At 49.3% G+C, this 15,083-nt stretch carries 11 protein-coding genes; 7 read left to right on the top strand and 4 right to left on the bottom strand.

Annotated features, from left to right (window positions below):
* From pnuC to ACQ661_RS08300, 3 genes are read left to right on the top strand one after another with little or no spacing between them, the layout of a single operon-like run.
* Entirely contained in the window at positions 1-567 is a 567-nt protein-coding gene (gene pnuC / locus ACQ661_RS08310) for a nicotinamide riboside transporter PnuC (RefSeq protein WP_110075508.1), read from the top strand.
* The gene (locus ACQ661_RS08305; protein ID WP_162014573.1) at positions 549-1,328 is read left to right on the top strand and encodes a phosphotransferase; all 780 of its coding nucleotides are present in this window, start codon (positions 549-551) and stop codon (positions 1,326-1,328) included. The genes pnuC and ACQ661_RS08305 overlap by 19 nt, the downstream gene beginning before the upstream one ends.
* Before the next feature lie 58 nt (positions 1,329-1,386).
* Positions 1,387-2,742, top strand: a complete 1,356-nt coding sequence (locus ACQ661_RS08300) for an MFS transporter (RefSeq protein WP_153826892.1) — start codon at positions 1,387-1,389, stop codon at positions 2,740-2,742.
* A gap of 96 nt (positions 2,743-2,838) precedes the next feature.
* Here ACQ661_RS08300 and ACQ661_RS08295 read toward each other — a convergent pair whose 3' ends face one another.
* From ACQ661_RS08295 to ACQ661_RS08280, 4 genes are all read right to left on the bottom strand, one after another.
* Entirely contained in the window at positions 2,839-3,036 is a 198-nt protein-coding gene (locus tag ACQ661_RS08295) for a DUF3185 family protein (RefSeq protein WP_110075505.1), read from the bottom strand.
* A gap of 158 nt (positions 3,037-3,194) precedes the next feature.
* Positions 3,195-3,668: a Dps family protein gene (locus ACQ661_RS08290; protein ID WP_153826891.1), complete on the bottom strand. Its 474-nt coding sequence runs from the start codon at positions 3,666-3,668 to the stop codon at positions 3,195-3,197.
* An 89-nt stretch (positions 3,669-3,757) separates the two neighbouring features.
* Complete coding sequence (locus tag ACQ661_RS08285; protein WP_153826890.1) at positions 3,758-4,687, bottom strand: rhodanese-related sulfurtransferase; 930 nt, start codon at positions 4,685-4,687, stop codon at positions 3,758-3,760.
* Between the two features lie 72 nt (positions 4,688-4,759).
* A complete protein-coding gene (locus ACQ661_RS08280) occupies positions 4,760-5,269 on the bottom strand; it encodes a tyrosine-protein phosphatase (RefSeq protein ID WP_153826889.1) in 510 nt (169 codons plus the stop codon).
* A gap of 174 nt (positions 5,270-5,443) precedes the next feature.
* Here ACQ661_RS08280 and recC point away from each other — a divergent pair, with 174 nt between their 5' ends.
* Genes recC through arfB form a run of 4 tightly spaced genes read left to right on the top strand, consistent with a single transcriptional unit; the run spans position 5,444 to position 14,964 of the window.
* Complete coding sequence (gene recC / locus ACQ661_RS08275) at positions 5,444-8,875, top strand: exodeoxyribonuclease V subunit gamma (RefSeq protein WP_153826888.1); 3,432 nt, start codon at positions 5,444-5,446, stop codon at positions 8,873-8,875.
* Positions 8,872-12,567, top strand: a complete 3,696-nt coding sequence (gene recB, locus ACQ661_RS08270) for an exodeoxyribonuclease V subunit beta (protein WP_431668131.1) — start codon at positions 8,872-8,874, stop codon at positions 12,565-12,567. Before recC ends, recB begins: the two co-directional genes overlap by 4 nt.
* Positions 12,557-14,542: an exodeoxyribonuclease V subunit alpha gene (gene recD, locus ACQ661_RS08265; RefSeq protein ID WP_431668130.1), complete on the top strand. Its 1,986-nt coding sequence runs from the start codon at positions 12,557-12,559 to the stop codon at positions 14,540-14,542. The genes recB and recD overlap by 11 nt, the downstream gene beginning before the upstream one ends.
* 2 nt (positions 14,543-14,544) lie before the next feature.
* Positions 14,545-14,964, top strand: a complete 420-nt coding sequence (arfB, locus tag ACQ661_RS08260) for an alternative ribosome rescue aminoacyl-tRNA hydrolase ArfB (protein ID WP_110075498.1) — start codon at positions 14,545-14,547, stop codon at positions 14,962-14,964.
* Positions 14,965-15,083: the final 119 nt, after the last annotated feature.

Genomic DNA, 15,083 nt, shown 5'->3' with positions numbered 1-15,083 from the left:
ATGGAAATCCTGGCGATTATTCTAGCACTTCTGTATTTACTGTTGGCGGCTCGGCAGTCGGTATGGTGTTGGTTAGCTGGCGCCTTAAGTTGCGCCATCTATGCCTGGCTGATGTTTCATGTGCAGCTGTATTTAGAAAGTGCCTTACAAGCCATCTATGTGCTATTGGCAGGTTATGGTTGGTGGCAGTGGCGCTATGGCACGGCAAGTGATAGTGCTGCTACTCAAGTAGGGTATAGTTGGCGTTGGCATGTCATTGTTGGCGTGCTGCTGGCGCTGGTTGCGGCACTCTTGGCTTGGTTGATGCAAACCTACACACAAGCTGACCAAGTATGGCTAGACAGCTATACTACTGTCTATAGTTTGTTTGCCACTTGGCTTCTTACGCGCAAATTATTTTCAAATTGGGTGTATTGGCTGGTGATTGATAGCGCCTATATTTATTTATATGCCATTAAGGGATTTGAGCAAACCGCTGGGCTTTATGTGGTGTATTTAGTTTTGGTAGTTTATGCAATGTGGCAATGGCGGCAAGGACAACAACAAGCATGCAACAGCAGTGGTTAACTAACCTCCCTATTCATGGTGTTTTAGATACGCAACCCCTTCTCAAAGGGGTTGCTAACGACGTGTATAAAATTATCACGACCGAGCAGAGTTATGTGTTAAAGCATTTCCGCTACGATCATCCTTACGGTCTTAATCGCGACCAAGAAGTAGCGTTACAACAACAACTCGCCGAGCAACAACTCGCCCCCGCCGTTCTCTATTACGATACCATTCAGGGATTGCTACTACAGCCGTTTATTAGCGGCGATGATTTAGCTCACAGCACCTTGGCTATGAGCACCAAAATCCAGCGCTTAGCCGAGGTGAGTGCCAGAATTCATCGGGTGCAAGTTGATGTGCCGGTGTGGTCGTTGCGGTCGCGGTTACAAATCTATTGTGATGCCTTAGCTCGTTATGATGAAGAGCGCGCGCGCCAGTTTCGTAAACGTATTGGGCAGCAACGCAAGTTAATTGACTGCTTTGGTATGAACCCGGTTTTTTGTCACAACGACTTAGCTTTTCATCATGTTTTTACCCGTCCGCAGTTACAGGTGATCGATTGGGAATATGCGGGTATGGGTGAACGCTATTTTGATTTGGCGAATAGCATGTTGGCCAACGATTTTGATAACACTCAGCAACGAGCTTTTATTCATAGCTACGAAGGTGTTGCTGGTATTCATATTCACTCGCAACAATTAGCCGATTGGCTGCAGTTGGCTGAAACTGTCAGCCAATTATGGTATGAATTACATCATAACTTACAAGGCCATACTTAATTGGCCGCGCCGGTGTTAGGCCGCTAGGGCCGCTAACATCGTCAACCAAGGAGCCATTATGAGTAGTACCGAGCAGCAGTCGTTAACAAACAAACTCTATGGCTACCTAGCAGAAGATGAAGATGCGCGCGTGTGCAAAGATATCCCCGACGCCGCCTGTAATGACCAACCACAAGCCTTTTTAGCTCATTTATGGGCACTTACCCTAACTAAGTTGGGTGATTCTTTAGTAAGTGCTCGGCTGGTGCTGCCGTGGATGTTAACCGCCTTAGGTGCGCCTAGCTTTTTCATCAGTGCGCTGGTGCCGCTACGTGAGTCGTTGGCTCTTTTACCGCAATTAATTATTGCCCAGCAACTGCGGCAGACCCCTGTTAGAAAATGGTTTTGGGTAGCGGGTAGCCTTGGTCAAGCCGCGGCTTTGGTGGGTATGTTGGTGGCTGTCCTTACTACTCGGGGCGAGCTGCTTGGCTGGATCGTCATTATGTTACTTACGCTCTTTAGCATTGCCCGGGGCGTCTGTTCCGTTGCTATCAAAGATGTGCAAGGTAAAACCATTTCTAAAACCAAACGCGGTCGCCTAACAGGTTTGGCGGCTTCAATCGCTGGGCTGCTATCGCTGTTAACTGCGTTAGTGATTATTGGGGTGCCCCAGGTAGGTAGCGACAATCAAGCTAGTGAGTGGTTGTTTGCAGCGTTACTGGGTGCGGCTGCGCTCCTATGGCTGTGCGCTGCGCTGATTTATGCTGCGGTACCAGAGGTACCAGGTGCCACCGAAGGGGGCGGTAATGCTTTAGTTGAGGCACTGAAATCGTTACGTTTATTGTGGCAAGACCGTCAGTTTGGTCAGTTTGTAATAACCCGCGCGCTGCTGGTGGCTTCGGCCTTTGCCATCCCATATTTGGTGGTGATGATCCAAATGGCTGGCACCGAGCAAGGGGGTGATGGTTTGCAACTCACGAGTTTGGGCGGTTTGATGTTGGCGAGCGGGCTTGCTGGTTTACTTGCAGGTCGGTTTTGGGGGCGCTGGTCCGATCGCGCTAGCCAGCAGGTGATGTCAGTGGCCGCCTTATTAGCCACAGCGGTTATGGCAATAGCTTTGGCGGTCATGACTTTGGCTCCGGCTTGGTTAGCCCAGCCATGGGTAGGCGGTGGACTGATCTTTGCTGCAGCCGTAGCTCATCATGGGGCTCGCGTGGGCCGTAAAACTTATTTGGTGGATATGGCAACGCAGGATAATCGTGCCCAGTTTACTGCGGTGTCGAACACAGTTATTGGTGTGGTTTTATTGTTAGGCATGCTGTTAGGTGTAGTAGATAGCCTGTTAGGTATTGAAGCAGTGATGCTCACATTGATTGGTTTAGGCTTATTAGCGGCCGTGCGGGCTTGGCGGTTACCTAATGTGCAACAAGATTAATGACTAGCTGCCCTTCGCCGTTTTGGCTGTGGGCCAAAAGTGGCGGTGAGCCGAGCTGGTTGCTCGCCAGCAAGTACTCACCGCAGCTGTGTTCAGTTATTTGCCACGAATGATGCCGTAGAGGCCTACAATAACTGCAATAGCGCCGCCAATCAGATACCACATCGCGTTATCTGTGGTTTCTCCGGTTGCCATTTGGCTGAGCTCCGATGCCGCCGAGTTATAGGCTTCCCAGCCGAAATACAACAAAATAATACCAACCACTAGTAAGACAATGCCGATAAGCTTGTTCATAGTTTATTCCTTATGGTCTGTTTAATTATTGCTCTTGTTATTATCGTACAGCAGTTGTAAGCATAGCAGGTTTTTTTATAAAAAAAGCCCGACGCCAATAATTGGTGTCGGGCTTTTCTTTATTTTTCATTTAACTAGCTGCTAGTAAACAAATACTGTTAGCTCAAGTATGAGGTGAGCATCCAAGCAGTTTTCTCCTGCTCTTTGATGTAGTCACTCATCAATGAGGATGTACCTTCATCACCGGCTTCGCTAGCAAGCTCAAGGATTTCGCGTTGCAAGCGGATAGTGACTTTGTAGCTATCAAGAATTTCACGAACACAAGCCTTGCCATCATGAATATCTTTAGATTCTTGAATTTCGCTTGCTTCAATGTAAGTAGAATATGCGTGCAGCGGACGCTGGCCTAAGGTTAGAACACGCTCTGCAATTTCATCTACTTTCAGCAACAACTCGTTGTAGGTTTCTTCAAACTTAGCATGCAGTTCAAAGAACTCTTTACCTTTAATGTTCCAATGGAAGCCGCGCACATTCATGTAGAAAATCTGATAGTTGGCCAGTAGTTGATTTAACCGTTCAGCAAGCTGTTCAGAATGTTTTTGGTCTAAGCCAATCACGTTCAGCTGTTTCATCTATGACTCCTTGTTACGCTAAGAAAAAACTTTCTCTATCACTCTATCTATGACCGAGTATAGACCTTTTCAAGGGTAATAGAAACGGCTTAATTCTGCTGTAACTGCTCTAACTTGCCATCACGAATGTGCTGTTCACCTCGTTGTTTTGCCAGCTGAATTTGCTTTTCGCGTTCAGCAAATCGTTGCTTTTGCTCAGTACTGGTTTTGTCATGACAATGAGGACAGCTAACGCCTTTAACGTAATGCTCTGACTGCATTTCTTCAGCAGTAATCGGCATGCGGCAAGCGTAGCACTGATCATAGTTGCCTTGCTTCAAGCCATGGCTTACGGTCACGCGCTGATCAAACACAAAACAATCACCATGCCAGCTGGTTTCTTCTTCGGGTACTTCTTCTAAATACTTAAGAATGCCGCCCTTAAGATGGTATACCTCGTTAAAGCCAAGTGATTTTAAATAGGCTGTAGATTTTTCACAGCGAATGCCACCAGTGCAAAACATGGCAACCTTTTTATGTTGGCTTGGGTCGAGGTGCTCTTTCACATACTCAGGAAATTCACGGAAGCTCTCGGTTTTAGGGTTGATCGCACCCTCAAAAGTTCCGACGGCGTATTCGTAGTCGTTACGAGTATCAATGAGCAGTACTTCAGGGTCGCGGATGAGAGCGTTCCAATCTTTCGGATCTACGTAGGTGCCCACCACATTCTTCGGATCCACCCAGTCGATGCCCATGGTGACTATCTCTTTTTTAAGCTTCACTTTGGTACGGTAGAAAGCTTGGGTATCGCTGGGCGATTCTTTGTGTTCAAGATCGGCAAATACAGCTTGCTGGCGTAAAAAATCAAGGACCTTATCGATACCTGTGCGGGTACCGCAAATAGTACCGTTAATACCTTCGCGGGCTAACAGCAAAGTACCTTTAACGTCGTTGCTGATCATGGCTTGATAGAGGGGCTCGCGAAATTCAGCAAAATCGTTAAATTCCACAAACTTATAAAGTGCGGCGCAAATATACATAAGATTTCCTTTTATTGGCGATTCGGAACGTAAATCCGAGGTCAAAAAATGCGCGCATAGTCTAGCATAAAGTTAATCTTGAAGCAGCTGTTTCACACTATCCTCTAAATCACCCAAACCATGCTCATAGCCAATGCGTAAAGCCTGCTCAGCGCTAGCTTGTTGCAGCCAATAAGCGCGTAATGCCATCATCGCACCAACCCGATTGCCACTGGAACAATGCAGTAGGGTGGGTTGTGGCGTAGCTAAAAGCTGATCAAAGGCTTGTACCTTGGTTAGGGTTAAATCAGCAGCACCACGAATGGGTAAATGCTGATAATTTAATTGCAGTGCGGCGGCCCATTCGGGTTCAGGGTGATCAGCAACTTCGGCATCAGAGCGTAAATTAATGACTTGGCGCACACCTAGCTGCTGTAATGCAGCCAACTGTTGTTTGGTCGGCTGGCCACTGACATAGCGGTCGGGGCTTGGTTGCAACACATCAGCTAGCGGAGTTGGCGCTGGCGTCGCTGGCGTTGGTGCGCATGCACTGAGGACACTGGTGAAGATGACTGCTGCGGCAAGTAGGGTGATGATTTTCATGTTAGCTCCAAGTCACTACGATTCAAGATCACTTTAAACCAGGCTCGCTTAACTTACTATCGCTACCTTATTTGGGGTGATACTAAGTAGGCGACGCATAATGTCGTTTAATCATGCTAGTTTACAGTAGTGGGTTTAGGTACGATGACGGTTAGAATAATTTAAGGATATCAAATGAGTGAAATAACGCCAGGTATGATTGTTGTACACAGCCATAGGTTAGAGGAACTAACCGATCTAGTGGTTGGTGTGACTCAGCGCTATCCTTTGCAGCCCCTAGAAACCGAGACTGTTTTAGTGCAATCGAATGGTATTGCACAATGGTTGAAGTTGCATGTAGCACAGACCACGGGCATCGCTAGTATGTTAGAGGTGACGTTACCCGCGCGGTTTCAGTGGCGAGCTTATCGGGCCGTGCTTGGCGATCAACTACCCACCTCGTCCCCCTTTGATAAAAACCGTCTAACCTGGCGGATATTTCGGATCTTGCCACAGCATTTGGCCGAGCCGGAATTTGCGGTGCTGCAACGCTATATGAAAGATGATAGTGACCAGCGTAAGTTGTTACAGCTAAGCCAGCGCTTGGCGGATTTGTATGATCAATATCAAATGTATCGGGCTGACTGGTTAGATAATTGGGCCGATGGCAGCAGTACCGACGTGCAGGTGGATGCTGACGATCGTTGGCAGCCGCTATTATGGCGCTATTTGCTGGCCGATGTTGGAGACCAACGTTGGAATAACCGGGCTACTTTGCATCGCGAATTCATCCAAGCGGCACAACAGCTCACTGCCGCCAGTAGGCCCAAGAACTTACCGCGGCGAGTGATTATCTTTGGTATCTCAAGTCTGCCCGAGCAGTTACTCGAATTATTTAATGCGCTGAGCTCGTGTGTGCAGGTGATTTTGTGCGTGCACAACCCTTGTGCTGAGCATTGGAGCCATATTGTTGATAATAAGAGAATTTTGGAGCAAGAGGGATTGCATGCTGAAGCCAATCCACTGCTAGCAGCATGGGGCAAGCAAGGCCGCGATTACATTCGCTTGCTAGAGCTTGCCGATGAGTCTGCAGCAGTACGCGAACAGCTTAATTATCTAAAATCTGATATTTTTCCGCACAGCTTACCGCCACAACCTAGTGTTTTAAACATGCTGCAAGACGATATTCTGCACTTGCGCAGCGTGGCTGAGTCACAGCAGCAGTGGCCGCAATTACAACAGCCGCAGGCCATGCAGTTTCATTGTGCGCACAGCCCACAACGTGAAGTAGAAGTGCTTCATGATCAGTTGTTGGCTTGGTTTGCCGAAGACGAAACCTTGCAGCCGCGCGATGTGATGGTGATGGTGCCAGATATTAACTTGTATGCACCGCATATCGATGCGGTATTTGGGCGTATCGAGCGCAGCGATCCTCGTTTCTTACCTTACACTATTGCCGACCAAGGTCAGCGTCATCGGCATCCCATCCTGATTGCGCTAGATTATGTGTTGGCGATTCGGCAACAACGAGCCACCGCCAGTGACATCATTGACTTACTGCAAGTACCAGCGGTGGCCGCCAAACTGGGCTTGGCTGAGCAACACTTACCCCTGCTGCAGCGCTGGATAGAGCAAGCCGGTATCCGGTGGGGGTTGGCGGCTGAGCATCGGACTGCGCTAGGATTGCCCAGTAGCGATAGTAACAGTTGGATGTTTGGCTTGCGGCGGATGCTGCTGGGTTACGCAACCGGAGCAACCCCACTGCTAAATAGTGAGTGGCTAGAGACCGAACCCTATGCCGATGTGGCTGGTCTTGAAGCCGAAGCGGCTGGTGCTTTATTACTGTTTATTGATCGCCTCTTGGCGCATTTTAATGCCGCTGAACAACCGCGTACCCCACTGGATTGGACCGAGTATTTAGCTGGGCTGCTTACCAGCTTATTTGTAGCTAGCAGTGATGCCGATGAAATTCTCTTGCAGCGGTTACGACAGCAATTAGAGCAATGGTTGCAAGCTTGCGACGAAGCCGGTTTTATGCAAACTATACCGCTTACAGTGGTCACTGAAAGTTGGTTGAGTGAGGTTGATCAACCGCAGTTAAATCAACGCTTTTTAGCCGGCAGTGTGAATGTGGCAACACTGATGCCGATGCGTGCCATCCCGTTTAAAGTCGTTTGTTTGTTGGGGATGAATGATGGTGATTATCCGCGCTCGCAAAAGCCTGTTGATTTTGATTTGATGGCGAGAGATTTTCGTCCTGGTGATCGCTCTCGTCGAGAGGATGATCGCTACTTATTTTTAGAAGCTCTGCTATCTGCGCGTGAGCGTTTTTATGTCAGCTGGCACGGGCGTAGTATTCGCGATAACTCTGAAAAGCCACCCTCGGTGTTAGTGAGCCAGCTATTAGAACACTTGCAGCGTCTATGGGGGCCCTATGCGTGGGTACAAGAACATAAACTACAGCCGTTTAGTCGCGCTTATTTTAAAGCCAACCAACCGCAGTACCAACAGTGGTTTACCTTTGCTGAAGAGTGGCAGGTCGTTCATAGCGAGCCAACCGATACGCTCAATCAACCGATAGTGACCTTGCCGCCTTTTGTCCAAGAGGGTGAGCTTACCGTAAGCCAATTGACGGACTTTTTTAAAGAGCCGGCCAAGTTATTGATGAACTTGCGCTTTGGGGTGTATCTACGTGAACAACAGTTAACGGCAAAGGATGACGAATGTTTTGTGCTGGATGGCTTAAGCCGCTGGCAATTAACGCAAGAGGCGCTGACAGCGGTGCACGAACCGCTGTTGCAGTCAGCTGATGCAGGGCATTGTCACATGTACTTGCAACTAGCACTGGCACGTTTACAGCGCCAAGGTAACTTGCCGCAAGGGGCTGCTGGTGAGCTCATGAAGCAGGATATCGCGGCCCAAGTACAAGCCATCATCGCCCAAGCGCAGCCACTGTTAACCGAGTATAAGCAGCCGGTGCCGGTGCAAACAATCAGGGTACAGAGTACCGAATTAACGCCACCCTTGACGGTTAGTGAAACCTTTCAGGGACTGCGGCAAAATCATGTGGGTGAGCGCTTACATTTGATCTTGAGCCCATCAAAACTGGTGCACTCAATAGGTAAAGAATTACAACCACGCTTAAAGCATGCCGTGCGTTGTTACCTTGAGCATCTCTTGCTGAATACTGCGGCGCCCACGCAAACCTTCATGTTAGGGCCGATTGGTGGTTTAAGTTTAGCGCCGCTACCTACGGCTAATGCACAGGTACAACTGCAGAATATTTTGGCGGCGGTGGCAGAAGGCTTAACCCGGCCATTACCGCTGGAGCTTGAAACTGCTGCTGCCGGGTTAGTTGCTCACCATAAGACCTTAGCTAACATGCTCAACGCAGAACAACTCGAGCTGGAGCATGATGATGCCGAGGAGGCTTACCAAGATGGCAATAGAACAGTGGCGGCGTTGGTCACCAGTAAAAGGTACGTGGCACGGTTTTATCCAACTTATGCTGAGTTAGTGGCAGATCAACAGATGCTGGCGTGGGTCAAGCGGTTGTATTTACCTTGGTTTGCCACGTTAACCGTAATTGGCCATGGTAATGAAGGTGACACAGGAGAAAGTGAATGAGCATGGAACAAGCTACCGCATCGCCCGCAATTATTAGTTTAGATCCTGTAACTATGCCACTGGTGGGCAGTCGTCTGATTGAGGCCAGTGCCGGTACCGGTAAAACTTACACCATCGCAGCTCTTTATGTGCGTCTCGTGCTCGAGCGTCGGTTGCTACCCGAGCAGATTCTTGTGGTGACTTTTACCGAAGCGGCCACCGAAGAATTACGTGATCGTATTCGTGCCACCTTAAGTGAGGCGGCCGAATATTTTCGCGATAGCCAGGCCGGCACCGACAAAGACTATCTAGTGACCTTACGTGAGCAGCAAACGGATTTGCCAGCGGCTGCACAATTGTTAGCGCAGGCGGCTCTAAATATGGACGAAGCCGCAGTACATACGATTCATGGCTGGTGTAATCGGATGTTGCGAGAGCATGCATTCGCGAGTGGCAGTTTATTCACTCAGCAGCTGAATACCGACAATCAGGAGCTTTGGCTACAAACAGCGCAGGACTATTGGCGCAGTTTTATTGCTCCATTAGCGGCCAACGAAGTGGCGCTTTATCAAGCTTTTATTGAAGCTTTTGCGACCCCCGCAGAGCTTTTAAAACGTGCGTTAAAGTTAGTGGCTCATACGGAGCTGTTACCTCAGGTTGTACCGCATCAATTATTGCAGCAACAAGCCGAGCAAATTGAGCAACTAAAACACACTTTTTTAGAGCTGCCTTGGGCTAAATGGAGTGATGACATTGTCGCAATCATTGGGCAATTGCGCACTGAGGGTAAACTCAAGAATGCGAACAAAATTCAAGCCGCGTCGGTAGCTAAATGGCATCAACAGTTATTAGCTTGGGCGCAGCAACTGGCGGCTGGGCAATTGGTGTTGCAACCTAGCCTAAAGCCAGAGTCCGGATTTGTGCGGTTAACACCCGATGGCATGGACGAGGTGGTTCCTAGTGGCGTTCCAGAACATCCATTCTGGCAGAAATTTGCTGATTTGCAGCAAGCGGTAGCCAAATTGCCCGAACTCAAGACCCCCTTGCTACAACATGCGGCTCATTGGTTGCAGCAACGTTTTGCCGAGCTACAGCGTCAGCGTGCGGAAATGGGCTTCGATGACATGCTCACGCGTCTGCGTCGAGCTCTACACAGCGAGCAGGGACCGCTCTTGGCAAGCACCATCAAGCAGCAGTTTCCCGTTGCTATGATTGACGAGTTTCAAGATACCGACCCGGTACAGTACGATATTTTTGATCGGGTTTACGATATTGCTCATACCGCCGACCCGTGCGGGGTGTTTTTGATCGGCGACCCTAAACAGGCGATTTATTCGTTTCGTAATGCTGATATTTATACGTACTTAAAGGCGCGGCGGGCTACCACTGGGCGTCATTACACCTTAGCTAAGAATTTTCGTTCTACCCATGCCATGGTTGCCGCCACCAATGGGTTATTTAAGCAGGCGGAGTCCTCGCCGCTGGGTGCGTTCATGTTTGCCGACCCCAGCAGTGCCGACAACCCCGTACCTTTTATCGAAGTGGCGGCAAATGGTCTATCGCGCACTTTTGTGGCAGCACAACAGCCACTGGCAGCGTTACAGATTGCCATGTATGACCCAGCTGACAAGACCTCGGATGGCGAATGTAAAACAGCCTTGGCGCAACACTTTGCGGCTACTATTGTGCAGCTATTGAATGACCCAGACAGCGGTTTTAAGGCTGCGGATGGCGCCGTGAAACGGGTGCAACCAGGTGATATTGCAGTGCTTGTTAATAGCGCCAATGAAGCTCGGCTCATGCGTGATGCCTTGCGCCAGCGCCAAGTGCAAAGTGTCTATCTGTCGGATCGCGACTCTGTGTTTGCCGGCGTGGTGGCTACTGATTTACTCACCTTATTACAAGGCTGTGCACAACCTCGTGATCCTGGCCTAGTGCGGGCAGCATTAAGCACCCAATTATTGGGTCTAAGTTTAGCTGAGCTAGATGACTATTTTAGTGATGAATTGCGCTGGGACCAATTAGCCGATCAGATGCTCGAATATCATCAACGTTGGCAGCGACAAGGGGTGTTGCCGATGCTGCAGCGGTTGCTGCATGATTTTAAAGTGCCGGCTAGGCTGCTGCAGCAGGTACAGGGTGAGCGTCAGTTAACCGATGTATTGCATTTAGCCGAATTGTTGCAGCAGCATGCTGCGGTGACTGAAGGCATGACCGGAGTGCTACGCTATTTAGCCGAACATATTCAATTGGCGCAACAAAGTGACAGCCGCACCGATAGCTCAGAACAACAAGTACGACTTGAAAGTGACAGCCAACTGGTGCAGGTGATCACTATCCATAAATCTAAGGGATTACAGTATCCGTTAGTCTTCTTGCCCTTTATCAGCAACGTCTGGCCGAAGCAGTTTCGGGTGCAGTATCCGGCTAGTTATCACGACGCTAATGGTGAGTTATGTTTTGCTTACGATAAGCAGGATGAAAAGGGAATTGAAGCGGCCGAGCGAGAGCGTTTAGCCGAGGATATTCGCAAACTTTATGTGGCAGCCACGCGGGCGCAATACGCCACATTTGTCGGGATTGCACCCTTTAAAGAATTTAAGAATAGTGCCCTACATTATATTCTGGGTGGTTTTAACGGCCCCATCAAAAAACTGAGTGGGCTGCTGTTGCCCGGCACTGCTGCGGTACAACAAATTACCGCTAGCAGCTCCCTTGAGACTTATCAGCCGCCATTGCAACAACTACCGCAGCTAGCGCATTGTCGGATGCCAGCTGGATATCAACTGCAAAGTTGGTGGGTGGCCAGTTACAGTGCCTTGAAATATGGCGAAATGAGTTTGGTTGAAGATGATGCCGATGGTTTGAATGTGCTCGAGGGCCGGTACGACGATGCCCCTGAAACTAGCCCAGTGGGGCTCACCAGCGAGTTATTCGAGCAAGCGCCAGTGCTAGGAACCATTCATGGTTTTCCGAAAGGCGCTGGCCCGGGTACCTTTTTACACCATTTACTAGAAACAGCTGCCGATGAGGGTTTTGCCACTGTGGCGGCATCTACTGAGTTGGGTGACCAGCTGGCAGAACAAGCAAGCTTAGTTGAAACGTGGGCGGAGGAAGCCGACATGCTGGGCCACTGGCTGGTTCACTATCTGAAGACACCGTTTAAGGTAGGTGAGCATCAGCTTTGCTTAGCTGATTTAACAAACTATCAGGCGGAGCCCGAGTTTTGGTTTGAAGCTCGTGGTGTATCGGCACAGAGTATTGACCATTTGGTGCGTAAGTACGTGTTGGTTGGGCATCAACGCCCGCTGTTGTTACCGGCAAAATTGAATGGCATGCTAAAAGGCTTTATTGACTTAGTATTTGAATTTGATGGTAAATATTATGTCGCTGATTATAAGTCAAATTACCTTGGGGCGAATGCGGAAGCTTATACCCAAACGGCTATGCGGGATAAAATTTTAGCCAGCAGATACGATTTGCAGTACGTTATTTATACCTTGGCCCTGCATAAACTGTTACAAGCACGATTAGGTGATGCCTATGACTACGATACTCATGTGGGTGGTGCTGTTTATCTGTTTATGCGGGGGTATGAAACCGATCATGGCGGGGCGTTTTACGACCGTCCACCGCGCGCCTTAATTCTTGAGTTAGAAGCCTTATTTATGGGCACCACAATGAGCACAGCGGAGGTGACCCATGGCAAATAGCCCGACGAAGTTATCTGTGGTTGAGATTCTTGAGCCGATGCATGAACAGGGTTGGATTCGCTCAATCGACTTAGCGCTGGCCAAGTATTTAGAGCAGCTGGCCGGCCCTGATGAAGAGATTTTGGTGTTATTCGGCGCATTAGTAAGTCATCAACTGGGGCGAGGCCATCCTTGTTTAGATTTGCATGGCTTACTCTATGACCCTGAAACTACCTTAGCGTTGCCACCTGAACACGCCAGTGCGCTGGCTAGAGAGGACTGCATGCGGCCAGCAATGCTGGTGTGTTTGTACTTTCGAGATTACGGCAGCATTCCGATGCGTAGTAAATTGCTGCAGGTGTTGCCAGAAGACCCCGCCGCACCGATCGGGAGTTCGAATAGCCCGTTAGTGTTAGCGCCGAACGGAAGGCTCTATTTACGTCGCTATTGGAATTATGAGCTAAGCATCAAAAATGATTTGCGACAACGTATGCGGCAGCAGCCGTCGGTGGATAGCGCTGCCCTCAAGCAGGTGCTGGATGAGTTATTTGGGCCGCTCACTGCAGCGGACGAGTATAGTTGGCAGCGTTTGGCTTGTGCGTTAGCCATGCGTAGCTGTTTTACGATTGTTACCGGCGGGCCCGGTACCGGTAAAACCTATACGGTAGTACGTCTACTTGCTACCTTACAACGTTTGCGTGAGCAGCAACAACCGCTGCGCGTGCGTCTCGCAGCGCCCACGGGGAAAGCGGCCGCACGAATGAGCGAAGCTATTAGCACCGAGCTAAACAATCTTAATTGCAGTGATGGCTTGAAGGCAGAGATCACTACCGAGGCCGTTACCTTGCATCGTTTGTTAGGCTCGCTCCCGCAGCAGCGTGGCTTCAAACATAATCACAGCCACCCGTTAGCTGCTGATGTGTTGATCATTGATGAAGCCTCAATGGTTGATATTGAAATGATGGCTGCGGTGGTTGATGCCTTACCCGCACATGCCAGGTTGATTTTGCTGGGCGATAAAGACCAACTGGCTAGTGTTGAAGCTGGCGCTGTGTTGGGACAGCTTTGTCGAGAGGCTGAGCATGGGCATTATAGCGACGTTACCGCCAATTGGCTGAATGAAACCTCAGAGCAACCTTTGCCGATGGATAAAATGGATCCGCAAGGAGAGCAATGGCCTTACTTACAACATACGGCAATGTTTCATGTGAGCCGTCGTTTTGACCCCAACAAAGGCATTGGCAAATTAGCCAACGAGGTCAATCAGCAACAGGTGGGCTGGTTAAATGATTGGATGTACGGCCAAGAGCAAGCAACTGCCCAACAGCAGCAGTTAGATAACATTGACCTGTTGGTGGTTGAGACAGCACGCGCTCCTGCGTTTAAAGAGCTGGTACTCGAAGGCTTGAGCGGCTTGTCAGAGCTGTTACAGCAGCGCCCCGCACCTAGCGCCACCGATGTCGAATTTGATGACTGGGCGCGAATCGTTCTAACCCAGTTAGGGCAATTTCAATTGTTAGCAGCTACGCGGGTTGGCGAGTGGGGCCTGCAGGGCTTGAACGAGCAAGTGATTCGCTGGTTGCACGGTGATTTAGAGCATGTGGATGGTTGGTTTTACGGCCGCCCAGTGATGATAACGCAAAACGATTACAGCATGAATCTGCGTAACGGTGATATGGGTATCGTGTTGCAGCGGCGACCCGATGAGCCGCTGCGAGTGGTATTTTGGGGCGCCGACCAAGGAATACGTTGGATTGTGCCTAGTCGTTTGAGTTTTGTTGAAACCGCCTACGCCATGACGATTCATAAGTCGCAAGGCTCGGAGTTTGCGCATACCGTGGTGGTGCTGCCAGACCGAGATATGCCGGTGTTAAGTAAAGAACTCCTTTATACTGGAATCACACGCGGCAAAACTCGAGTGAGTTTGGTTTGCGCTAATCCTTGGGTCATCATACAGGCGGTAAAACGCAAAATTTCCCGCAGTGGAGGGCTATAGCTATGGCCGCGATTATGATTTCTCAACGTGTATCGATCCCGGAACAAGAGCTTGAATGGCAGTTTGTACGCTCAAGTGGAGCAGGCGGGCAACATGTCAATAAAGTTTCCACGGCAGCCCAACTGATTTTTGATATTCAGGCCTCGTCGTTACCTGATTTTTATAAACAGCGGCTATTGGCGAAAAGCGACCACCGTATTACTCAAAGTGGCAAAATCATCATCAAGTGCCAAGCGTCACGCAGTCAGCAAGCGAATCGTGAAGAGGCCTTGCAGCAATTTATTGACCTGGTTGCGAGCGTCAATGTGATCCGCAAAAAGCGGATTGCCACTAAGCCAACCAAGGCCAGTCAACAGCGCCGTGTAGCCAAAAAGAAGCAGCGCGGTGATATTAAAAGTTTACGCAGAAAGCCGGCGGACTAAACACTATGTGACCTTTTTGTGATTGCGTGATGGTTAGGTTTCGGGTAATACTGAAGTACAATAATTAAACAAGCGTTTGATTAATAATCAACGCGCCATAACAACAACCACAGAACAAA

Origin of the sequence: Pseudidiomarina sp. WS423 (genome assembly GCF_050750165.1) — a bacterium.
In the GTDB taxonomy this organism is placed as follows: domain Bacteria; phylum Pseudomonadota; class Gammaproteobacteria; order Enterobacterales; family Alteromonadaceae; genus Pseudidiomarina; species Pseudidiomarina fusca.
The sequence above is the reverse complement of the archived record's forward strand: the minus strand, read 5'-3'. Positions and strand labels throughout refer to the sequence as shown.